General features: G+C 40.7%; 20 protein-coding genes. 9 read left to right on the forward strand and 11 right to left on the reverse strand.

Going from position 1 to position 22385, the window contains the following annotated elements; genetic code table 11:
- Positions 1-84: 84 nt before the first annotated feature.
- The 5 genes from KDN43_RS10540 to KDN43_RS10560 all read right to left on the reverse strand — a co-directional run bounded on the left by KDN43_RS10540 (position 85) and on the right by KDN43_RS10560 (position 6661).
- Entirely contained in the window at positions 85-432 is a 348-nt protein-coding gene (locus tag KDN43_RS10540) for a Fic family protein (protein WP_238866024.1), read from the reverse strand.
- 673 nt (positions 433-1105) lie between these two features.
- The gene (locus KDN43_RS10545; RefSeq protein ID WP_238866027.1) at positions 1106-1264 is read right to left on the reverse strand and encodes a hypothetical protein; all 159 of its coding nucleotides are present in this window, start codon (positions 1262-1264) and stop codon (positions 1106-1108) included.
- Positions 1265-1294: 30 nt separating this feature from the next.
- Positions 1295-3448 carry a DEAD/DEAH box helicase gene (locus tag KDN43_RS10550; RefSeq protein WP_238866029.1) on the reverse strand — a complete coding sequence of 718 codons (2154 nt, stop codon included), beginning with the start codon at positions 3446-3448 and terminating at the stop codon, positions 1295-1297.
- On the reverse strand, positions 3448-4761 hold the full coding sequence (locus tag KDN43_RS10555) for an ATP-binding protein (protein ID WP_238866031.1): 1314 nt from the start codon (positions 4759-4761) through the stop codon (positions 3448-3450). Before KDN43_RS10555 ends, KDN43_RS10550 begins: the two co-directional genes overlap by 1 nt.
- Complete coding sequence (locus tag KDN43_RS10560) at positions 4745-6661, reverse strand: tellurite resistance TerB C-terminal domain-containing protein (RefSeq protein WP_238866032.1); 1917 nt, start codon at positions 6659-6661, stop codon at positions 4745-4747. Before KDN43_RS10560 ends, KDN43_RS10555 begins: the two co-directional genes overlap by 17 nt.
- Before the next feature lie 62 nt (positions 6662-6723).
- On the opposite strand from KDN43_RS10560, the gene KDN43_RS10565 reads away from it, so the two are divergent.
- A complete protein-coding gene (locus KDN43_RS10565; RefSeq protein ID WP_407681764.1) occupies positions 6724-6879 on the forward strand; it encodes a hypothetical protein in 156 nt (51 codons plus the stop codon).
- A 45-nt stretch (positions 6880-6924) separates the two neighbouring features.
- On the opposite strand, the gene KDN43_RS10570 is transcribed toward KDN43_RS10565, so the two are convergent.
- A complete protein-coding gene (locus tag KDN43_RS10570; protein ID WP_238869534.1) occupies positions 6925-7122 on the reverse strand; it encodes a hypothetical protein in 198 nt (65 codons plus the stop codon).
- Between the two features lie 12 nt (positions 7123-7134).
- Here KDN43_RS10570 and KDN43_RS10575 point away from each other — a divergent pair, with 12 nt between their 5' ends.
- Positions 7135-7422 carry a hypothetical protein gene (locus KDN43_RS10575; protein ID WP_238866034.1) on the forward strand — a complete coding sequence of 96 codons (288 nt, stop codon included), beginning with the start codon at positions 7135-7137 and terminating at the stop codon, positions 7420-7422.
- A gap of 131 nt (positions 7423-7553) precedes the next feature.
- On the opposite strand, the gene KDN43_RS10580 is transcribed toward KDN43_RS10575, so the two are convergent.
- Complete coding sequence (locus KDN43_RS10580; protein ID WP_238866035.1) at positions 7554-7922, reverse strand: ASCH domain-containing protein; 369 nt, start codon at positions 7920-7922, stop codon at positions 7554-7556.
- 10 nt (positions 7923-7932) lie between these two features.
- Positions 7933-9012, reverse strand: a complete 1080-nt coding sequence (locus tag KDN43_RS10585) for a hypothetical protein (RefSeq protein WP_238866038.1) — start codon at positions 9010-9012, stop codon at positions 7933-7935.
- A gap of 712 nt (positions 9013-9724) precedes the next feature.
- Between KDN43_RS10585 and KDN43_RS10590 the strand changes: the two genes are divergently transcribed.
- The 7 genes from KDN43_RS10590 to KDN43_RS10620 all read left to right on the forward strand — a co-directional run bounded on the left by KDN43_RS10590 (position 9725) and on the right by KDN43_RS10620 (position 20070).
- Positions 9725-11041 (forward strand): IPT/TIG domain-containing protein, encoded by a 1317-nt coding sequence (locus KDN43_RS10590; RefSeq protein WP_238866039.1) that lies wholly within the window; start codon positions 9725-9727, stop codon positions 11039-11041.
- Between the two features lie 27 nt (positions 11042-11068).
- Entirely contained in the window at positions 11069-14161 is a 3093-nt protein-coding gene (locus tag KDN43_RS10595) for a SusC/RagA family TonB-linked outer membrane protein (protein ID WP_238866041.1), read from the forward strand.
- Between the two features lie 14 nt (positions 14162-14175).
- Complete coding sequence (locus KDN43_RS10600; RefSeq protein WP_238866042.1) at positions 14176-16194, forward strand: RagB/SusD family nutrient uptake outer membrane protein; 2019 nt, start codon at positions 14176-14178, stop codon at positions 16192-16194.
- Between the two features lie 25 nt (positions 16195-16219).
- Entirely contained in the window at positions 16220-17125 is a 906-nt protein-coding gene (locus KDN43_RS10605; protein ID WP_238866044.1) for a BT_3044 domain-containing protein, read from the forward strand.
- A gap of 47 nt (positions 17126-17172) precedes the next feature.
- Entirely contained in the window at positions 17173-18561 is a 1389-nt protein-coding gene (locus tag KDN43_RS10610; RefSeq protein WP_238866046.1) for an endonuclease/exonuclease/phosphatase family protein, read from the forward strand.
- An 18-nt stretch (positions 18562-18579) separates the two neighbouring features.
- The gene (locus KDN43_RS10615) at positions 18580-19647 is read left to right on the forward strand and encodes a carbohydrate-binding protein (protein WP_238866048.1); all 1068 of its coding nucleotides are present in this window, start codon (positions 18580-18582) and stop codon (positions 19645-19647) included.
- Between the two features lie 144 nt (positions 19648-19791).
- The gene (locus tag KDN43_RS10620) at positions 19792-20070 is read left to right on the forward strand and encodes a hypothetical protein (protein WP_238866049.1); all 279 of its coding nucleotides are present in this window, start codon (positions 19792-19794) and stop codon (positions 20068-20070) included.
- Positions 20071-20302: 232 nt separating this feature from the next.
- Here the strand turns inward: KDN43_RS10620 and KDN43_RS10625 are convergent, their stop codons facing one another.
- The 3 genes from KDN43_RS10625 to KDN43_RS10635 all read right to left on the reverse strand — a co-directional run bounded on the left by KDN43_RS10625 (position 20303) and on the right by KDN43_RS10635 (position 22354).
- Positions 20303-20692 (reverse strand): helix-turn-helix domain-containing protein, encoded by a 390-nt coding sequence (locus KDN43_RS10625; RefSeq protein ID WP_238869446.1) that lies wholly within the window; start codon positions 20690-20692, stop codon positions 20303-20305.
- Positions 20693-20925: 233 nt separating this feature from the next.
- Positions 20926-22068: an AAA family ATPase gene (locus tag KDN43_RS10630; protein WP_238866050.1), complete on the reverse strand. Its 1143-nt coding sequence runs from the start codon at positions 22066-22068 to the stop codon at positions 20926-20928.
- On the reverse strand, positions 22031-22354 hold the full coding sequence (locus KDN43_RS10635) for a helix-turn-helix domain-containing protein (protein WP_238866051.1): 324 nt from the start codon (positions 22352-22354) through the stop codon (positions 22031-22033). Before KDN43_RS10635 ends, KDN43_RS10630 begins: the two co-directional genes overlap by 38 nt.
- Between the last annotated feature and the right edge of the window lie 31 nt (positions 22355-22385).

A 22385-nucleotide genomic window follows, 5' to 3' on the forward strand; every position in this document is an offset into this window, starting at 1 on the left:
TATTAATGTTGCCGTTAAACGGTCTCGTGTATGATACGTAACGAATATATTACACTTTATAGTTGCTTTCGATAACTGCCGGCATTATCGATTAAACCGAACAGTAATTTTTCGTGTGCGGAAAGAAAACTTTTTTTCCGAATTCGATTTGTACTTCGAAAGATTATCGTAAACTTCTATCGCATTTTTTACTTCGAGAATATCTTTTCGCGGACCACCTACTCGCTTATTTTCAATAATTGCTGTTATTTGCTCTTCAGCCAAAGTATTTCCTTCAATTTGCAACGACGAATGGATTGTTTTTATCCTATTCTGTTTCCTTGATTGAGGACTTTGCTTGTCCAAATATTTAGCATTCACTTCTACTGTTTTTTCGGAAACAGAAGTGGTTCGCTTCAAAATATCAGGTGTTATTTTGTATGGAGGCGTCATGCATTTATGATAGTATCATTTGATAGTATTAAAGATAACAGTTTTTCCTCAATCCTCAATCCTCAAATTCAATTACGTCTAACAGTTGTTGAACTAAACCTGCATACGTGGGTAGTTTTTGACAAAAGTACCTGATTCTTTATATATTCGATGATTTTTCACCACAAAAAATGTCAGAATATGAGAAAAATCTTAACTACTCAGGTACCCTTTTCCTGACCAATGATAAAGAATTTCGCAGGGTTGTTGACATCCTGTTGTAACTTTTTTTGAATTTTTCCTCATGCTGCTATCCCTATATTGAAATTGTTATATATCAGCTTATTGATGGCTATTTGGAAGGCATTGTCGGCCTTTAGAAATTTCAGAAATGGCCCTCCGAAAGAAGGGGCACGGGTCTCTCCAAAATGCCCAGGGCAGCCTTTAATGCGCTGATGCACAAATCGATAAATTTGCGCAGATCCATAATTTTTTCCCTCTTTGTGGATGGATGAAAAAGGACTTTACTACAGGACTTGGAAAGAGTGTCGAAGCAGACCGGGCAAAGCTCTCCCGGCGGCACAGGCAGGTACTTCGGGAACCCGGACTTTCCGAAGATCCTAACTTCAAAGAACTGCCAGAGTGGCTAATGGTGCAGGCGAAGACGAAGGCCAACGGAGCCCTTGTTAAGACCCTATTGAAAGTCAGCGGGTGCTTCCGCTCCGAGGAAGGAGCTGGGAACTATGCCACCGTTGCCTCCGTCATCCAAATGGCGACGGGGAACGGACAGAACCCCTTTGAGGTCCTTCGGGTTATTGCAACCCTTGCGCAAGCGTAGTTTCGAGTATAGCATAGTTATTGACTAATAGTCAGGACTCTCTGTCTATGACCGGAGTACCTTAGTAGTTACTAATTTTGTATTGGCAATAAATTGGAATGTCCCTTCAAAATCGAAAGTCTTTTGTTTGATCAAGGCCACTTTATATTTTTCAGGAAGGTGCTTTCCCCATTTCGGAATATGAATAAGATGAGGTGTCTCTTCTAAACTACTGTACAAAAGGGAATCTAAATCATCCTTTAACAGCAACAAGGAGTGCCAGATAGCAAGAGAATTAGATTCATCCATGTCTGATAACTCCATAGAGCATCCGTTATTCGTGATCAAAGCAGAAATATTACGTTTAGACATCAAGTACCTCAAGGTCTCTGTTACTTTTGTTCCCGCGAACAGATGAATTATCGAGCGATTATTCATACATAGTAGCGGTCGCTCGGTGGTTGGATTCTGAATACTCATGGGCCTGAAATCTTTACGCAACTCTTTCAAGGCTTGGTTGGATTTCTCGTCCAGCACCGAAAACTCCTCATCGGAAAAAAGGATCCTAAACATTTCCCCATGAATGAGTGGATGCACGTTCACCCCGCTGCCGATAAAAGTGGGCTTTTTCCCGTCCAGAGCAGGGACAACAAAAATTTTCCCCGCTTCTGTATCCACTTCCACTATTTTCCATATTTTGGCGGCCAAAAGTATATTATTATCCGATTGCACCTGGGGCGTAAAGGGCAGGTTGCCGATCACTTTGGAGTTATGGACGACATTAAAATTAATTTCCCGCTCAAACGTGCTAAAAAACTCCCTGTTATTGACAATCCTCTCTCCCTCGATCCCAACAATCAATTCATGGCCAATCTTTTCAATAAAATCGATTCCAATAAAATAATCTATTATTTCGGCAATTTCAGATCGCTGTATATTCCTGAAGGCAAAGTTTGAGGATAATTTTTCGATTAGAACCCGATAATCTATCCCGTTATGCCCTTTAATAATGGAAAGGGCCTGATGAGCAAGGATATCGTATGGCCGTTCAACAATATCCGGCGACTCGATGCAATCCTTTTCATACAAGCTCCAACAGGCAAGCGCCTGGAGCATCGACCAAGGAGAAGTCGCGTAGAGCGTTAAGTTGCTCTCTTCTTCATTTTTTCGTCCACTTCGTCCGGCTCGTTGAATAAGCGAAGAAACGCTGTGAGTAGCATCCACCTGAATAATCTCATCCACCGACCCAATATCTATACCAAGCTCCAGGGTAGAAGTGCAAGAAATTGAGAAATTCTCTCGCTGGCTATTTTTGGCGAAAAACTCCACATATTCCCTGATTCCCTTATCTATCGAAGAGTGATGAGCAAAGAAGTTCCCGTGCCCCCCCACTCGTTCTGAAATCTTTTTCAATTTTACCGCAACCTCTTCAACACGTCCCCGGCTGTTAGGAAATATAAGGGTTTTATTGGCATGCACGTGCCGATAGATATCTTTGATAAGATCTGGTGGCAATTCTGTCTCATCTTTCCCGTCAAAATAACGAAATTCGGTGTGCAAGGGCTTTTTACTCCTATCGAGCAGCACTTTTGTCCTTGCTTCATTGCCCGTGATCTTTTTCGCTTCGTCATAATCTCCTATGGTTGCGGATAATCCAATAATCCGGAACGGCGTGCCATTCTTTTCCTGGAGCCTGTAGAGAATTGACTTTAATTGAATACCTCTGTCCGTTCCAATGAAAGAGTGAATCTCATCGATTACCACAAATTTGAGGTTCGAAAAAAGATACGTCACGTTATACGGTTTTGTAACGAACATCGCTTCCAGGGATTCCGGTGTAATAAGCACGATACCCCGCGGCTCTTTCAGTATTCGGTCCTTGGCAGCTCGATTGGCTTCTCCGTGCCATTTAGTGACCGGCACATCCATATACTTGCATAGATCTTCCACCCGTGCAAACTGATCGTTGATCAAAGCGATCAGGGGAGAGATATACAGGACTTGAATTCCCTCGGATGAAAAATCAACGGAAGAAAGAATAGGTAAAAAAGCTGCCTCCGTTTTTCCAGAAGCCGTTCTGGCCGCCAGAATATAATTATCGTTATCCCCCAGAATATATCGTATCGCGCTATGTTGGATGGGCCGAAGCTTCGTCCACCGTTTTTCATGAATATAACGCCTGATTGGCTCCGATAGTAAAGAAAAAGCATCCGCTGCCATTACAAAACCTCTATAATGTCAAGCACATCATCTGCCGGCCGTTCATCTTTTATCTCAATGCCGCCCACAAGTTTTTTAAAAGTAACCCCTGGATTTTGCCGAAGCGTGCTTAATATATTCAGAAAACCACGTATCACCTCTCTTGGAAGTAAAAACTCCGACGCGCCAGGCTTATTATACATCTCCTCCATGAAAAACCGGATATCCCTTTCGCTTAGGTCGATATTTGTTTTATAGTTGAAATCGAAAATACCCTTGAGGTTTTTCAGCAGCACGAATATTTCATTATGATTGATAGGAGTAAGCTTGATAACCGGCTGTGCAAGGTCTTTCATTCCATCCACCGCATACTTATTGGGCTCTAGCCTTGTTTTCAATGCGTTGTAGCAATACAACCCTCTTCGTTCGTTCTCTAGAAACTCCCTTGTTCCGGCAATATTGAAGAACATGTTGGAAACTTTTCCCTGGTAGCAATCGTTATAGATCGCAAGCAGTTTCTCGTAATTTTTTTCCCTTGTCAGCGAGTTCGAAATCTTGTAAAGATTTACTGCTTCATCCAGGTTAATCATAAAACCACTGTATCCCATGGAGACGAATAACTTTGTGAAATTCTTCAGCATATCATAATAATTCTGGTCGTTAATGATCTCCCTCACTCCCAGATCCTGGCGGGCTTCGGTTTTTGTTCGGTATTCTCCCTTCAACCAGCGCAGCGCATTACGTCGCAAATAATCGTCCCCCTGTATATACCCCTCGTAATATTTCATCACGATCACTCCAAAATCATATCCGCCAACTTCTGTTATCTCGTTGATTGTTTTGAAAATATTCTGTTGTATCAACGGCAAATATTGTTCGTTTCGGATTTCAGTCAGCGAGACATCAGACTCTTTCGCCGTGAATTCCATCACCTGCTCAATCCATTTTTCGAGCAACGAGGGAAGCGCACCGCCATCGGGCTTCGTGTTAATAGAAATATTATCGATTATGGCTGAATAGAGAGCCACCGCTTTGCCGTCGTACGAGTACAAACGGTTATCGGGGGTGAAATCAGCTCCCGCCACCACGAATTTCTTTTTTAAGGCAACCGATTTAATAAGGTGAAACATGAACGATTTTCCGGAACCGAAATCCCCGATCCAAAACTTCATCACGTTATGCCCGTTTTTCACATCCTCAAGCGCATCCATTACAGCAGCAATCTCATCGTCTCGTCCAACAGCAATATGTTGAACCCCCGATCTCGGCACAATTCCGCCTATTAAAGAGTTGATAATTTCAGTAGCTTCCTTAGGTTTAACTTTGATTCCCATATATTATTGTTTTTAAGTAGTCATCCGAAACAACAAAGCAATCCTCGTCGTCTTCAATCAGGACATCATCCAGCGTTTCATAGCACAGATCGTTGATTTTTTCAATCAACCCGTTTGCCATGAATCCCTTCGATTTGGCAAAATCCTCTACTTCTGTTTTTGTCATGCAGTAGTCACTCTGTTTAAAAAGACCCAATAATTCTAACTGATGCCCGTCCAATAAATGATGCGCCGATTGCAAATTGTTTACTACCGGCATTTTCTCTACTACCTCCTCTTCATCCTCTTCCTCATCCATCACTTCATTTAGCAATTGCACCGTTTCCGAATGGAGTCTCGTTATCTTCTCAATCTCCTTCTTATCCAAGTTGATTTTTCTGCGTACCGGCAGGTACAAATCATGGATAGCCTCATACGCTTTTTCCCGGTCCTTATCTTTTTTATACTGGTTAACGATATCTTCAAACAGGCTCTGAAGCCCCTCCTTCCTGAACAGTTTTTTACAGGTACATTTAGGCAAAGGCTTCTCTTCGTCATTGAAAAAGTGGTGATATACATCAATATACTGCAAATAGACTTTCAAAGCCGCAACATTGTTGATCCCGGCAAGCAATTTTGCGGCATCAAAAAGTAAATGCTGTACACCCGGATTTTCTTTGTTTATTTTCGTGAGCCTGTGGATGTTTTGTAAATAATATTGCACATCCATGTTTTGATTGAAAGCAGCTTTAACCTCCTCGTGGACAATTCTCCAGCGAGTTCTGTAAACAGTGTTAACTTCCGTTTCTTCCTCATCGGTAAACTCGGGTAGCTTCTTCGCAAGGGGATCAATAAGTGGTCCCACCAGTTCCAATAACCCGGTTATCTCCTTTTTACTTCGTTCGTTATGCTCGTACGTGAAAATGTCAACACTCCTGTTTAGTTCATACCTTTCATAAAGTTTATTGCGACAAAGCCTGAAGATACAATTCTTCACCATTCTTACCTTTTCTTCTATCGTCAGGTCGTGATAGGTAAACACCGATTGGCTATGATCATACGCGCCATTTTGACTTTTGAAATTAAATGAAATGGCTGTATTGTATATTAATTGTTCCTTCACATCTTTCATCACCTCGCGAAATAATTCCACCTGTCTGATCTTCATAAACTCGAAACCCGAGCACATAGAATCCCATTTCGATTCAAAATAATCAAAGAGAATCTGCTCTGACTTAGAAAGTCTCAATTTTTCTGAATATCTATCTGAAAAGCTCCATTCTCTTGAATGAGGGAACTGCTCCATGATATCCTCGATGCTCGTCTCTCCATTCGTGCAAACTTTCTTCCATTGTCCCGATTTCTTTGCCCTTTGTATCAGTTTTAGCTCTGCATAAGGTTTCGTTACCGGGTAATGCTCTATAAGTGCCTGCATCTGTGTAGTGAGTCGCGTAAGATCCGGTTGGTTGTCATATTCATCCAGGAAATCAAACATCAAGGTAAACGCATAATTTTCATTTTCGTCCAGACTAAGATACTCCCCTGATATAAAACTGTTTTTGAACCTCTTGTAGAACGCTTTGACCCTCGCGCTGGCATATTCTAAAGAACGGGTAGAGTAGATATATTCCTTTGACCAATAGGGCACATAATCACAATTAAATATCTCACTGTCTTGATCGGTTGAAGGAGGAATCCTGATAGATTCTCCAGAAATATCGATCACAGAATCATCTCTTTTATCATCCCTTTCAAGCCAGTTGCTTTCGCGTGACACGCGTGACGCATTTCCTTTCTTGGTCGATGTTTGTGCAATAACCGAGATAATCCAGACAATTGACGTGATGAGTATACTTACCCAGAACGGAACTCCAACCACTAATAAAACTACCATCCCTACTATTGCCCAAAACCATATCATGCTATTAATTTTTAACAAATACCCTTTTACTGCATTGAAATGCACAAAGATAAACATTTAAAATGTATCATCAAGATTGGTCATATTCTAATCGTCAGTTAAACGAAAATGCTTTTGTAATACCGTTATTGAATGCACCTGGATATGACGTGTTCAATCCAATGGGAGTAATGCCCGAGTTCACCTGTGATATCGGCACAAAAAAGGGGGAAAGATAGACTACGCAACATTGAAAGACGGCAAACCTATTATGCTCATCGAGTTTAAGCAAAGGGCAAATCAACTAACAACAATTCAGGAAAATGGATATTACGCCGAAAGGCCGTTAGTTTTGGGTTCTCTTTGTCCTTCACTTCCATCCGTAACCCTGAACGTCCCAAAAACGGGATTACTTCGTTTGTCATTTCAATAAATTCGTCTTTCGACAGGTCTTTACAGTCGCTTCTGAAATGTTTGCCCATAAACTCTGCGCTATGCTTGACCGTGGAGAAGTGACGAATCGCGATATCTTTGACAGTTGGTTTTTCATGCAAAAACGAACACCGATAAACAAAGATATTGTTGAAACTCGTATGGAAATGCCACTGGCTGACTACATACAGAAATGTATCGGGCATCTCGAAAGCAAGAGTGACCGGGGAATGTTGAATGGCTTAGGCGAATGGATGGATGAGGATATGAAGAAATTCGTTCGCTCGAAACTACGGACAGAAACTATATCCCTGCTTCGATTCTATAAAGAATTTCCGATTCTCGCCTAGTGTGAATGAATTTTCCTGAAAAAATCACGGATCAGTGTTTCTGACAGCAACTGCCTGTCCGCAAGCATCTTTTCGCTCTTTCGGGTAAAAGGCGGGAACCATGATCCGTTCTATAATATGTGGCAGGATAATCATAGATAAGCAAATGACTGAGGAGCAAAGTCGATATTAAAATCGGAAAGAAGTTTAGGATGCGCATATTCTTTTACATTCCCAACTTGAATGGCAAACGCATGATCTCTATTTTCAAAATACTGATCATAAAATTCCTTGCTTATACCTGAATATTGTTGAGTCATTTGCCACAGTAACTCTGTCTCTTCGTATAATATGTCAGCTATTTCAAATTCACCTATAACTTTTTGCACGGGAGAAGACGCATAAACAATAACCTTCTCAATGTCTTTACGTTTAAAAATAAACTTTCGAAATTCATATTTTTTAGAACCTTCAAATATTTTAAATGCGTACTCCGGTTTAATTGACAACAATACTCTCATTTGTTTTTGTTTATTTTAATAATAAAATAAATTGCTCCCTGGTAATCTTTTTCAAGCCTCTCAACTCATTTTCTTCGCCACTAATAATACCTAATTCAAGAAGAGACTTTCTATTCAATCTATTTCCCAATGGGAATGAATATACAGACAAGAAACGAATCAAGAATGGACGATATCGAGGATCGTAATTCCAGAACTCCTTTAAATAATCATCGGTGAAGATACTTCTTTTTCTCGATTTTAATACAAATTCCGTTTCACTTTGAATATCATCAATTTTATCTTCCACAATACCAATTGTTGTAATCACACTATGATAGTAGGCTTTTTTATCTCTTGGAGCAGTACGGTAAAAAATCAAAATATCACCTTTTTTTATATTTCTTTTAATCGAACGAGAAATATAAACTTTACTTATCGCATTCCTATGCGGTTCGTTTTCTTCAAAGTTATCAGGAGATTCAGTCCTTAAAAAAGAATCCGGTAATAATTCTGTATGGTATTTAGGGTAAATCGGGATTAAAAAAGCATCCGTAATTGTTGAAATAAATGGAAAGGTTTTTTTAGGGTTAGAAAGATCAAACTTCTTCGAAAAATCACGCACATAGACTAATTCTCTGTTATGACCTTTCACTCCATATTTTACAAAGCCCCAATCTTCCATTAGTCCAATAAGCCTTTGTTGTTCCTCGGTCCTGCCGAAGATTGTAACATATATTTCTTCAACCTGGTTCAAAATAGCATTGTCAAAAATTATTTTGAGAAAACGCTCTCCCAATCGCACACCATTACTTACAACTTTAAATGTTCCAACCTTCAAACGTTTCTTCTTAGAAAACATAGGATCGATATCTGAATAATTTTCATCACTTCCTTCAGTTTTCAAATACAAGAATGATAAAATACGTCCTTTGTTGTATGTTATATAGGCTTTTTCTTCCGCTTTTTTATTAAACCAACGTTCAAACCCCGGATAATCTTCTTTCAGTGAATCAAAAAATGGATCCGTGAGATCAATATTTCCAAAGTACTCTTGTTTAACTGCCAATACTTTGTAATCAATCAATTCCGGATACTCAGATACAACCATTTCAAGAAAAGAATCGATTGTGAAAACTCGATCTTCAATTCCTAGTTCCTTCGCTTTAGTATGAATCTTTCTGTCTTCTGAAATGAGTATATCAACACGTTCACTATAAACCTCATTGAGTAAAAGAGTATCGTTTTTATTTTTTTTGATCAGTCTCCAACCAATTCATTGTAAAACACGAAATTAGCAATATGATTTAAATTAACCAAATAAATGTGTAAAATCTTAATCGCCTTCGTATGGCTGCCAGGATGGCTGTGCGCTGTCCATTAAAGGGCTAGTATTCAAACTCATATAATTGATTAATACCTTTTTATCATTAATTGTTTTGAGTATTTGCATCACTGGATCCATGATCGCATCGGAAAAAATGCTTCATCACGATTCCTTTCGGTTATCAACAAGAACTCACTTTTGCAAAGACAGTAAAAATCAACCGGTTAAAAGTAAATGTCAACTTCAATTCTTTTATTTAGAAATCTGTAACCTCTATTTTTGCCCTCATGACAAAATTTTTCATCTATTGATTACGAATATGCGCTGAATACCCGGCGAAAATTACAACATTATTATTGATAAGATATGTTAAATAATTTTGAAAATCCTGCTATGGATTTGTCTCTGTTTTGTAAAGAATAATTCTATTTATGTGAATAAAATGCTGATTAATACTTTAAATCCTAATTATTTTATCCTTTTTAAATTAAAAAATATGAATAAAAAGCTAAAAATTTACATTAACATTATTTTGCTTTTCTCCGGACTTTTGTTCTTCACATCGTGCACAGAGAAAAGAGATGATGGGTTTGGAAAAGATCACAACCCGTCAATCCCTGTCAAAATATCCACATTTTATCCGAATTCGGGCGGGGTTGCAGAGAAGGTAATAATTACGGGAGAAAATTTCGGTTCCAATCCCGAAAAAATCAGGGTTTATTTTAACAGTAAGCGAGCTGCAGTAATCTCATCCGATGGATATCGGATCTATACGTTGGTTCCGAGAATGCCGGGTGACGACTGTGTTGTTTCAGTTGTTGTGGGAAAAGATTCGCTTGTATTGGAAAATACTTTCCAATATAATCTCTCTGTATCTGTAAGTACGGTATCCGGAAACGGGTCACCCGATTTTATCTCCGGAACACTTTCGGAAAGCCAGATGAAACCATCCTTTTTAGCTGTCGATAACGATTACAATATTTTTGTCTCCGTCCGGGACAGTCCAACCTGGGGGCTTGTCCGGGTGAATGAAGAGGAGAATGTTGTAATTCCGCTTTCCATGAATGACAATAGCTCGGTTATGATTCCCAACGCTCCTGCGATTGACAGGAGAACCGGGATAATCACATTCCCGTCGGAGACCTCCATTACGGCCTTTGTGACCTGTGATCCTAAAGAGGCATGGGCTCCCAGATACAGGAATTTCAACATTGTGAATACAAACGGATATGCTCCACCAACCAATTCCTGGAAGCATTCAATGGCTTCGTGCGAACTGGACGGATACGTTTATACCCGTTTCTATGAGGGACAGATTATTAAAATCCACCCTGTTACTTACGAGGCTGAGATAATCTATGTAACTCCCAACGGAACGGCAAATGGAGTAACATTCCACCCACTTCATCCGCATTTACTATATTTTGCAGGACGTTCAGGAGGTGTTTCCGGAGGCATCTATTCAATGGATGTAAGGGATCCAGCGAACACATTCAAACGCATGAACTCTGCTGGAAGCGGACATCGCGACGGAGAACTGGAAGTGGCGCTTTTCAATGCTCCATGGCAAATCTACTTTGATCCTGAGGGCTATCTGTATATTGCCGATGCCGGGAACCATTGTATTCGCCGAATCTCTCCCGAGAATATGGTAGAGACAATTGTAGGAATGCCCGGAACGAGTGGTTGGAAAGACGGAGGCCCCGAAGAGGCGCTTTTTAATAATCCGCACGGTGTTGGGGTGGATAAAGAAGGTACAGTCTATATCGCGGACTGGGGTAATAACAGATTGCGTAAACTGGCCATTGAATAACAGATATAAATAAAATACATTATCAGAATGAAAAGAAATTTTATGCTATTGCTTTTTCTTCAGCTATTCTTTTTTGCAAATGCACAGCAGAGAATTGCATTTACATTGAAAGGGACAGTCTACGATGATACAGGAATTACGCTGCCCGGTGCGACTGTCTTTCTTAAAGATCAGGTAGGTATTGGTACAATTACTGATATAGATGGAAAGTTCACGATCAATGTTAAGATCGGGGACGTGGTTGTTATTTCCTTCGTTGGTTTAGAAACTGTGGAATATGTAGTTGTGAAGGAAGAGTCAGACATTGAAATTCGGTTGAATGTAGACTCCGAAGAGTTGGATGAACTTGTTGTTGTAGGAATGGGTAGCCAACGACGAATAAGTTCTTTGGCGGCAGTTACATCGGTAGATGTGAAAGATTTGCAAACTCCTGTTGCTTCCGTTGCTAACTTGCTTGGCGGCAAAGTTCCAGGGGTGATTTCTATGCAGACAAGCGGTGAGCCTGGAAAAAATATTTCTGAATTTTGGATTCGTGGTATTGGTACATTTGGTGCCAGTAGTGGCGCTTTAGTGTTGATTGACGGCTTGGAAGGCAATATAAACTCCATTGATCCAGCAGATATACAAAGTTTTTCTGTTTTGAAAGATGCTTCAGCAACAGCGGTTTATGGTGTAAGAGGAGCAAATGGGGTAGTCTTAGTGACCACTAAAAGGGGTGAGTCAGGGAAACTTTCTATCACTGCACGAACTAATTTTTCTCTCTCTGTTTTACGAAGGATGCCTAAATATTTAGGTGCATATGATTACGCGAATCTTGTTAATGAAGCTCTATCAGTAAGGGGATCTGCCCCTGCCTATAATGATGTAGATCTTGATATTATACGATACGGTCTTGATAATGATCTTTACCCAAACGTCAATTGGCAGAAAGAGATACTTAATAATCACTCTTTTGAGCAAAGCTACTATGTAAGCGCTAGGGGGGGGGGTGAAGTGGCAAGGTATTTTCTAAGTCTGGGACTGAGCGACGAAACGGCAGCATATAAACAGGACAAGAGCAGTGTTTACAGTTCCAATGTAGGTTATAATACCTATAACTACAGGCTCAATATAGACCTTAACCTGACAAAAATGACAAGTATTTATTTTGGTACGGATGGTTATTTAGCAGTGAGAAGCGAACCGGGTATGGCAAATACAGACTATATTTGGAATGCACAGTCACAATTGAATCCACTTCTTTTTCCCACCAAATATTCGAACGGACTTCTTCCTGCTGCTGGTGCGAATGATCTATCTTCTCCATATGTGTTAATCAACCATACAGGGCAATCTTCTAGCCAGAATTATCAAGGTAAGATGACAATGGCAATAAACCAAGATCTGAAGAAAATGCTAGATGGACTTAAGCTTAAGGTACAAGGAGCTTACGATATTTATAGTAACTTCTGGGAACAGAGATATGTTCAACCGGCACTTTATCAGGCATTGGGCAGGAATACAAACGGAAGCCTGATCATGAAAGAGAACGTGCAGGCAGTACCAGCCAGATATAACAAGCAGGTAAACCAATATAGAAAATATCATTTTGAGAGTACACTTAGCTACGAAAAACTCTTTACAGATGATCACAGGTTTACAGGTCTGCTTTACTACTATCTTAGTGATGAGAAAGCTACTAAGGATGCAGTGAGTAGCTTGGCGGCTATTCCACTGAGATATCAAGGAGTTTCGAGTCGTTTAACATATAGTTTTAAAGATACTTATATGATGGATGTGAACTTTGGTTATACCGGTTCAGAGAATTTCCAGCCAGGGAAACAATATGGTTTCTTTCCCTCTCTTGCTCTTGGGTGGAGCCCTACAAATTATATATTGGTAAAGAATAGCTTGCCATGGTTAAATTTTTTCAAGATACGTGCTTCATACGGTACAGTTGGAAATGATAGAATTACAAGCCGCAGATTCCCTTATCTAACGATGGTAAATATCGGACAGAACTCAATATGGGGAGGGAACAGTGTAGAGACTATTAACGAAACCATTGTGGGTGCAGATAACTTAAAATGGGAGAAGGCGCTGAAGAAAGACCTAGGTTTTGAAGGGCGCTTGCTTAATGACAAAGTTGAATTTGTTGTAGACTTCTTTGAAGACCAGCGTGATGGCATCTTTCAACCAAGAGTTCAGGTACCCGATTATGTAGGAGTAATCTCCATGCCATACGGTAACGTGGGAAAGATGAAAAGTTACGGTTCTGATGGAAATATTAGTTTCAGTCATCAAATTGATGCAAATAAGAGCTTTGTGCTAAGAGGAAACTATACTTATTCTACCAATTTGATTCAAAACTGGGAACAACTCTATCTTGAATATCCCTACCTTGAGCATACAGGATACCCCTATAACGTAATCAGAGGTTTCCAAAGTTTAGGGCTTTTCAATGATGAAGATGATATTAAATATAGTCCCAGGCAACAGTTTGGAGATGTTGCACCCGGTGATATCAAATATAAAGATATTAACGCTGATGGTGTGATTAACGATGAGGATAAGGTTCCTCTATCCTACAGTACTTATCCCCGCTTAATGTATGGATTTGGTGGTGAATTCAGATATAAGGATTTTACACTTGGAGTCATGTTTAAAGGAACTGGGAAGACAGATTATTATCATGTTGGACAGTCTGGAAACGGAATGGGTTATGTCCCATTTCACGGCGGAGCAACCGGAAATGTATTGGCAATCATAAGCGATCCTTCTAATAGGTGGATACCAAGGGAATACGCCGCACAGGCAGGGATTGAATCTTCGCTTGCCGAAAATCCACGCGCACGCTTCCCTAGGCTTCAGTATGGATACAACAGCAACAACTCGCAGTTATCAGATTTCTGGAAAGGTGATGCCCGATATTTGAGATTGCAAGAGATGACACTGAATTATAATTTGAAACTCCATTCCTTAAGAAGAATTGGAATTTCATCTCTTGATTTGCAACTGGTAGGGACAAATCTTTTTGTATGGGACAAGGTAAAACTGTTTGATCCGGAGCAGGCCCGTTACAATGGGCGCGCCTATCCGATCCCCTCGGTTTTTACTTTCCAACTTTATATAAATATTTAACACACATATATATAATGGACAGATTAAAATTATTATCCATCCTCCTTTCAGTTATCTCTTTCCCGATCTTTTTTTCGTCGTGCAAGGATTTCCTGAATATTGACAGTTATTTTGATGATGAGTTCAAAGTGGACTCCATATTCACCCAGACCCGCTATGTAGAAGCCTATATGTGGGGTGCTGCAGCGATGTTCAGCGATGAGGGACAGATTTTCAGTACTTCTGGACAGGACGTGTTGGGACCATTGGCTACCGACGAGGCATTTACCATGTTTAATGTTGATGGTTCAAGCAGTTACTCGGGGATGCGTTTTGTTTTGGGGTATATTACCCCCGACAATTTAGGGCCGTTCGGGAACAACTACAAGAACCTCTACAAGATCATTCGAAAATGCAATACCATTTTGACCCGGATTGATGAGGTGCCGGAAATGTCCGCTTCGGATAGAATAAATATACTTGGCTATACCCGCTTTATACGGGCCTATGCATACAACAAGTTACTGATGGAGTTCGGTCCTCCCATTATCCTGGGAGATGAGGTGATTGAGACGAACGAACCAATTGAGTATTACGATCGTCCCAGAAGCACGTACGACGAAGCGGTAGAGTATATATGTGATGAATTTGAGAAAGCCGCAGAATATATGCCGGTAACCGTTCCAATTCTTGATTTTGGAAGACCTACCAAAGGGGCCGCATATTCCCTTGTCGCACGTCTTCGCCTTCAGCATGCGAGCCCCTTGTATAATGGCGGACAAGCTGCCAGAACCTATTTCGGTGACTGGAAACGCTCAACAGACGGAGCAACATACGTTTCCCAAGCCTATGATGAGAGCCGATGGGCATTGGCTGCAGCTGCAGCCAGAAGAGTTATAGATATGGATTTGGCCGGAGGTCCTCTCTACAGACTTTACGCAGTAGAAGCAGATGAACAGACTCCATTGCTTCCTGAAAATGTTCACGATCAATCCTATCATGAAAAATTTCCGGCAGGAGCAGGCGGAATTGATCATTATAAGTCCTATTCGGAAATGTTTAACGGCGAATGCGTGCCATCTGTAAACCCCGAGTTTATTTGGGCAAGGAAATCCGACGGGTTAAGAAGCTATACAAGAGCTTCGTTCCCAATTGTTCATGGAGGATGGGGCGGAATGGCCGTTCCCCAAAAAGTAGTAGATTCATATTATATGCAGGACGGAAGAACAATTGACAATGCCAGCGATGCGTTCCCTTACTCCGAAGAGGGCTTTACCTCCGGCATACGTTCTTTTTCCGGTTACAGGCTTAACGCGGGAGTTTATAACATGTATGTAAACCGCGAAATGAGATTCTACGCCAGCATCGGTTTTAGTGAAGCGTATTGGCCCTGCATCTCCGCCTCTTCCGCCGGAGACTATAATCTCACGGTTACTTACTACTACGATTCACCAAACGGCAAATCGAATCCGAGCGCTTTGGTAGACCATACACCAACCGGATATGTAGTGAAGAAGTATATTCACCCCATGGATGCCTGGTCCGGAACAAACGCACGAGTGGTTGACAAGGTGTTCCCAATGATCCGGTATGCGGAAATTCTACTCAGTTACGCCGAAGCCTTGAACAACCTCACAACAACCCATACGGTTGAATTGAACGGGGAAACGTACACATTTTCGAGGGATGTGAATGAGATTGCCAATGCCTTCAACCAAGTGCGCTATCGTGCAGGTTTGCCGGGACTCAGTGATGCTGAGCTGCAAAGTCAGGAGAAGATACAAGAGTTGCTCGAGAAAGAAAGAATGATTGAATTCCTTTTTGAGAACAGGAGGTTCTATGATGTAAGAAGGTGGGGGATCTATGAAAACGTGGAAAATGACAGGATCACCGGGATGAACGTGGATGCCAATAAGGAGGGATTCTATCAGAGAGTTGTTCCGAATACGGCAAGAATAGGGAGCCGGATTATAAATAAAAAAATGGTGTTTCTGCCATTACCCAGAGCTGAGATTCGTCGTCTCCCTTCTTTGGACCAGAATCCTGGATGGTAAAATAATTATTAACAATCATAGAATTATGAACAGATCAATTATATTATTGGTAGTCGTAGTATTATTCAGTTGTTATTCATGCAATAATGACGATATTTTTGAGAAAGAGCAGTATAAGACAATTTTTGCACTGCAAAGTGAGGGGACATACAATATCTTTGAAGGCGTTCATGACCTGAACGAACCTGAGTCATATGGTTATATTGCTGCGACCTGTGGAGGAACTCTCCCTTCCGAAAAAGAGATCAAAGTTAAACTTCTTCCCGACTTGGAAGCTTACAACAGATACAATATGTTGAATTTCGATGTCGATCGAAAGAATTACGCAAGATTACTACCGGAAAAAATGTACGATATTGATGATTATAGCTTGACCATACCTGTCGGGGAGAGAAATGGACGAATGAAAATTGCAATCCGCCCGGAGGGACTTTCTCCTGATTCAACCTACTTTATACCGATAAAGGTCGACTCATACTCTTCTTATGAAATCAATCATAAAAAGAGTAATGTACTCTACCGTGTGTTGCTTAAAAATGATTATGCAACCCAGAAGCCACAGACCAACTATACGATGAGGGCATTTAGGGGGAGTGTGCAGCTTCCCGGTATTAAGACAATGCATCCTGTAAGTAGGAATAAGGTAAGGATACTGGCTGATAATATCGCATTTCAGCCTGATACGGAAGTTATAAATAAATATGGCATAATCCTTGAAATTGGTGATGATGGCAATATTATCATCTCTCCCTACAAGGATTTGAGGTTAACTCAGATTAACGGAGATATCAACTTCCCAAATATGTTTTTTATTGAGGAGACCCCATTCAAAAACTATAAGGTTTTTCTCATAAGATACAATTATATAAACGATGCAGGTAATACAATTGAGATGAAGGAGGAACTTCGTCTTGAATTTGCCGGAGAGTAATTTGATGTTTACAACATAGCGAATATATTATATAATATACAGTGTAAATGAGTAGTAACAAAATATCATTATTCTTTGTAACTTTTTTATCAATAATTCCGTTTCTTGCCTGTGGCAAAAGTAAGGTTGCTGAGATAACTTTTTTAGAGTTGACTCATAACGAAGTAGTCTTCTGGCCCGAAGCAGGTGAAAAGATTGTTGAGGTAAGAAGTAACGCTAATTTTACGGTAGAGTCAACAGATAGCTGGTGCAAAGCGGAGATTATTCCGGAAAACAGCAATAAAATCCGGATTTCTGTGGAAATGAACAAAGAGATCGGGAAGGAGAGATCTTCAGAGTTGACCGTGCGGGTCAAAGAGCTTGTCAGAAATATCAAAGTGAAGCAGCTTTCAGAAACTCCACAGGCCACAGTCAGCCAAACTCAAATTTATTTCAATGAAAATCAGACATTGGAGTTCTGTTTCGACATCTCTTCAAACCTCTCTTATTCAATGGAGCTTCCCCAATGGATAGTAGAGAAGGAGAGTGAAGTTATCGATAAATGGGTCAAAAGGCATCACTTTGTTGCTTCAGCACTGAATCGCTCCGACAGTAAAAGGGACGGAACGGTTGTCGTCAGGTTTAACGGCCATTCTGATGTAAAGGATATCGTTGTTCCGGTTAAGCAAAGCAATGAGTACAGCCGGTTTTCTTCCGGCTCCTATAATTTGTTGGTTGGAGGATGGCCCGATCGAAGAGAGCTTGTCTATACGATTGTCAACCATTACGATTTTGATATTTGGGGTACCCAGGAAGGGACCAAAGTACACCTGACAGATATCGTAAACCAATTTAAGAAATACCACTACACCGGGACAGGTAGAGACGGTGGCGACAACGGGGAGTTTTATGCAATTTTCTATAAAACAGATCGGTTCGAGTTGCTGGATGAGGGCAGTTTCTGGTTTTCCAATACCCCTGAAAAACCGAGTTACGGTTGGGATGCGGTGAACTACCGAAGAATCTGTTCATGGGGAAAGTTCAGGGATAGAGAAACATACAACGTGTTCTATTTCTTCAACTCCCATTTCGATCATCAAGGAGCGGTAGCCCGGGTAGAATCGGCGAAATTGCTTTTATCAAAGATAAAAGAGATCGTCAAAAACCAATACACTTTCTTTGCTTCGGGTGACTTCAACTGTCAACCCGGTTCGGAGCCCATCTCCATCCTGAAAGCTTACGGACAGCTTTATGATGCAAGGGATCTGGCTGAAGAGCCGCTGGGCCCGGAAGGCACGTTCAATCAGTTAAAACCGTTTGAAGCATCAAAAAACAGGATCGATTATATCTTTGTCAGCAAAAATGTTAAGCTGCTACAGTATCGTGTAATTGATGACAGGCCTTATGGCAGATGTCCTTCGGATCACGATCCGGTTTTGATTGTAACAGAGTTTTAAAATAAATATCTTATCAATATGAAACACAATTTAAAAACTATATTTTTCCTCTTCCCGCTTTTCTGTTTTCTTTTGACCGGTTGTGAGGAGAATTTGAGGACAGAGGTTAAAGGAGCGTTCTTTGTTAACAAGTCTTCCCTTGCCCTTTTTGTGGGAGATGAAGTTCAACTTATTGCCAGCCCTACGGATGGCACCTATGTCTATCGGTGGAGTTCGGATGATGCTTCTGTGGCTACCGTAGACAAGGACGGCCTGGTTAAGGCCGTTGGCGCCGGGGTCACGTATATTATTGTTAAAGCAGGCGATCTTGAAAACAGGGTGGAGGTGACGAGCGTTGTAAAAGTTCCTCTTGAGTCTGTCGAATTGAGCGAGTCGCATTTGGAACTGTTATATGGTGATAAGGCTACCGTAATTGCGACCTGCCATCCTGAGAACTACAACTATTCGGAGGATATCATCTGGTATTCTGAAAATCCTAATATAGCCCGGGTGGAAGATGGTGTGATCACTATTACGGGTGAAGGTGTGACTTCCGTTGTTTTTCAGTCGGGTAATATTGTGGAAAGGGTAGTTGTAGATGGTAAATATACCCGTCCGTTCAAAGGGCCTCACATACTTTCTTCCTCTGCACCCTGTGAGGTTCCGGCTGCAAATTTTGATTTTGGCGGTGAGGGTTTTGCGTTCCATGATAACGAGCCGGAAAACAAAACGGGCAACGACAGCTATAGGCTCGCCAATGGTGATACGCGCGGCACCCCGGTAGAGGTTGAGGGAAACGGGAACAACATAGGTTATACTTCAGCAAACGAGTGGCTTGTCTATACCCTGAATGTGGAAGAGGCTGGAGCGTATTTAGTTGAAGCAAATGTTTCAGCAAACGGTAACAACGCCAGGTTCCACGTTGAAGTCAATAACGAGAATGTGACGGGAACAATCCATATTCCCAATAATGGAAGCTGGAGTAGTTGGAGGTGGCATCCTTTACCGCCGTTGGAAATTCATCTTGATGAGGGTGAACAGCGGGTGAAATTCTATATAGAAGACTCCGGGTTCAACTTCCGGGCATTGAGATTTACAAAAAAATAGGTAAGTGATTAACAAATTTAGGGGTTGAGCAAAGTAGTTCAACCCCTGTCGGATGTCTCTCCAGTATGTCAACTTGCAGCATTTTGAGGTAGAGAGAGCAGAGTTTTTATTTCTCATGATAGCTTTGCCTATTCCGTAAAAGCAATGACACCTAACGAATTTATAATTTCAAAGTTACAATCCTTTATTAACGATTTCACCGAAACCCGTGTTCGGTACGAACATGATAAACTTTCAGACACACATTTTGTGGAAGTCGTGCCTAATGAGGTATATCATTTGAACGAAAGATATATGGCGTGGGAAAGTAAAATGTTTGATGAGTTTGTAGATCAATTTCCGCACGAAAATATTGGTTTTATATCGGATGATGCTCTTGTTGGATTATCTGTTACCGCCGGCGAACTTTACCACTTACAATAAATAGCTTCAACTCCTTCATCATTGCCGGGCGATTGCGGTAGTAATTGTGGAAGTGAATGCCCGGTTGTCCTTTAGCGTTCGTCGCATTCCTGCAATCGGTCTATTTTCGTTCTCAGGTATAGGATTTCTTCTCTCAGCCAGGTAATTTCCCGGTCTTTGGCAGCGGTCAGTTCATCCGCTGCTTTTTTGGAAATATAATGGTTGGAGAAAACCTGCAGGATGTTGAGCAGGTCTATTCTTTCTCTTTTTTTAAAGACTCGAACTTTTCTCTCTCTTTCTCTATGAGTTTTTCCAATAGATTCATAGCTTCCTCTATTGGAAAATTATTGAAAGTGTGGTTGTTACTAACAGCACTTGTTTTGACGCCACAGTTTTCATAAAAATTATTTGTGCAATACAGAACAGTTTCTTCGGTAAAGTTTTTCAATCCCTCTTCTGTAACACCCAAAGCCTCGGCAACCTGTTTAATTTTATCATCTTCCAGTTTCTCGTTTTGTTCCATTTTTGAGATTGCCTGCTTCGTAATACCAAGCAATTCTCCTAACTCAGCTTGTGTCATACCCCGAAGCCGACGTACACGTTCTATTTTCCTTCGAAATGTTCTCGATGAGTCCAACAACAGTGCAGCGCTTTGGGAAGAATACCGTAGAGACGTACCCAATGGTTATGGACTAACCCAGTTCCGTTACCACCTTGAAGCAAAATACAGCAGCGGTGAAGCCTTCCACTGTTCTTAAAATGCTCCATCAGCCTGCGGGGAAGATGTATATTCGAGGGTTTGAGTGTAGCGTTTCATATTTATTTACGAGTACCGTTTGTCATTTTATATTTAGGGTTGATAGACTTTTCTTATCATCAAGGAATAATCTTGAAAAAACGTGATTCGAGCCAGTATCTGTACATTGGGTCAGAAAAAGATAGGACGTTATCTTCCTCAATAAGCGTTTCGTTTACTATCAATTGTTTTTTATTTCGCACTACGTTTGCCGAAGTTCCCATTCGGTATTTTTTGAGCGTATCTTGTGCTGTTAATTGTTTTTCGCCGGAAATAATTGCACGTAAAATATTTAATTGCAATGAGGATAAAGTCTCGGTTAGGTTTGCAAATAACAGGCTTAATTGATCCACAATGTCTTCGCGGGCGGCAGTTACGTTTTCAGTTTTGCACATTTTGTTCGTTCTAAACCAAGTTTGTTGCGCGAGTTGCTGCACGTAATACGAATGATTATCGGCGAGAGAGGCTATCAATGCCGCGTCATGGTCAGAAATTTGCTTTCCGGTATCATCAAAACGTTTTTGAATAAAATTTATCCAATGTGCAGAATCTATCTTTTTTAAGAAAAGTAAATGTCCGAATTTATAAAACGGCATGGATGGATTGGTGAAAACATCTAACAACATATGCCGTTTACTCCCATATAAACAATAGCTTACACGCGTATGATTTTGCCAATGAGCGCGCAGTTTTCGCTGAAACATTTCGGGTTGGGGAAACGAGGCAACCGACTGAAATTCATCAATACATACAATGATATTGATTTCTTTTCGATGAGCTATTTTTTCAGCTAAATCTAATATCTCGTCCGGATGTTTTTGCATTTCATCCCATCCAATTCCAAAAGAGAGTTCTGTTTGTTTGTCAGGTGAGAATGAAACGGAAGGAATCAGTCTCGATAAGAATGTTTTAGCATTTTGAACCAACTCTTCCCATTCTGATGAAGTAGATTTCAATACTTCGTTCGCCAATGCTAGATAAAACTCATTTTCGTTTCGATAATTAAAAATGTCGATAAAACAAACTTTCAATGTATCGTTTTGTTTAACAGCTTCACTTGCCGCTTTTTTCACCAACGAGGATTTGCCCCATCGACGAGGCGAAATGATTATGGTATTTACTCTTGCGTTGAAGTTTCGTTTCAATAGCGTTATTTCGCTATCTCTATCGGTAAAATCAATAGGTTCAGTAATTCGTCCGTATGTAAAAGGCACACTCTGCATAGGATATTATTTCTGCAAATATAAGTTTATTTTCCGAACTTCCAAAATGCGAACTTCCAAAATGCGAACATGTGAATATGGATAACAGGATTCCCAACACGCTGGCAATCTGCGATAGCACTTCTTCTTCAATTTCTTCCTGCTGTTCAATCTTCGACACTTCCTGCTGGCTTATACCCAGATCAGCAGCCAAAGCTTCCTGTTTCACACCAAAATACATCCGGACCCTCTGCACGTTCCGTCCGGTATGCCTTTTCCTTAATTTGTCTGTCGTTTCAGCAACCATCTTATTGTTTTTTGTGATATGTTAAATACTA

Origin of the sequence: Proteiniphilum propionicum (genome assembly GCF_022267555.1) — a bacterium.
GTDB lineage: Bacteria > Bacteroidota > Bacteroidia > Bacteroidales > Dysgonomonadaceae > Proteiniphilum > Proteiniphilum propionicum.

Excerpts from the sequence above, each read along its gene's own strand:
- KDN43_RS10630 (WP_238866050.1), bottom strand. The coding sequence starts at position 22,068 with ATGCAGAGTGTGCCTTTTACATACGGACGAATTACTGAACCTATTGAT.
- KDN43_RS10595 (WP_238866041.1), top strand. The coding sequence starts at position 11,069 with ATGAAAAGAAATTTTATGCTATTGCTTTTTCTTCAGCTATTCTTTTTT.
- KDN43_RS10600 (WP_238866042.1), top strand. The coding sequence starts at position 14,176 with ATGGACAGATTAAAATTATTATCCATCCTCCTTTCAGTTATCTCTTTC.
- KDN43_RS10620 (WP_238866049.1), top strand. The coding sequence starts at position 19,792 with ATGACACCTAACGAATTTATAATTTCAAAGTTACAATCCTTTATTAAC.
- KDN43_RS10545 (WP_238866027.1), bottom strand. The coding sequence starts at position 1,264 with ATGCTATACTCGAAACTACGCTTGCGCAAGGGTTGCAATAACCCGAAG.
- KDN43_RS10575 (WP_238866034.1), top strand. The coding sequence starts at position 7,135 with ATGCTTGACCGTGGAGAAGTGACGAATCGCGATATCTTTGACAGTTGG.
- KDN43_RS10615 (WP_238866048.1), top strand. The coding sequence starts at position 18,580 with ATGAAACACAATTTAAAAACTATATTTTTCCTCTTCCCGCTTTTCTGT.
- KDN43_RS10570 (WP_238869534.1), bottom strand. The coding sequence starts at position 7,122 with ATGGGCAAACATTTCAGAAGCGACTGTAAAGACCTGTCGAAAGACGAA.
- KDN43_RS10555 (WP_238866031.1), bottom strand. The coding sequence starts at position 4,761 with ATGGGAATCAAAGTTAAACCTAAGGAAGCTACTGAAATTATCAACTCT.
- KDN43_RS10590 (WP_238866039.1), top strand. The coding sequence starts at position 9,725 with ATGAATAAAAAGCTAAAAATTTACATTAACATTATTTTGCTTTTCTCC.
- KDN43_RS10540 (WP_238866024.1), bottom strand. The coding sequence starts at position 432 with ATGACGCCTCCATACAAAATAACACCTGATATTTTGAAGCGAACCACT.
- KDN43_RS10605 (WP_238866044.1), top strand. The coding sequence starts at position 16,220 with ATGAACAGATCAATTATATTATTGGTAGTCGTAGTATTATTCAGTTGT.
- KDN43_RS10580 (WP_238866035.1), bottom strand. The coding sequence starts at position 7,922 with ATGAGAGTATTGTTGTCAATTAAACCGGAGTACGCATTTAAAATATTT.
- KDN43_RS10635 (WP_238866051.1), bottom strand. The coding sequence starts at position 22,354 with ATGGTTGCTGAAACGACAGACAAATTAAGGAAAAGGCATACCGGACGG.
- KDN43_RS10550 (WP_238866029.1), bottom strand. The coding sequence starts at position 3,448 with ATGGCAGCGGATGCTTTTTCTTTACTATCGGAGCCAATCAGGCGTTAT.
- KDN43_RS10610 (WP_238866046.1), top strand. The coding sequence starts at position 17,173 with ATGAGTAGTAACAAAATATCATTATTCTTTGTAACTTTTTTATCAATA.
- KDN43_RS10585 (WP_238866038.1), bottom strand. The coding sequence starts at position 9,012 with ATGGTTGTATCTGAGTATCCGGAATTGATTGATTACAAAGTATTGGCA.
- KDN43_RS10565 (WP_407681764.1), top strand. The coding sequence starts at position 6,724 with ATGTATCATCAAGATTGGTCATATTCTAATCGTCAGTTAAACGAAAAT.
- KDN43_RS10560 (WP_238866032.1), bottom strand. The coding sequence starts at position 6,661 with ATGATATGGTTTTGGGCAATAGTAGGGATGGTAGTTTTATTAGTGGTT.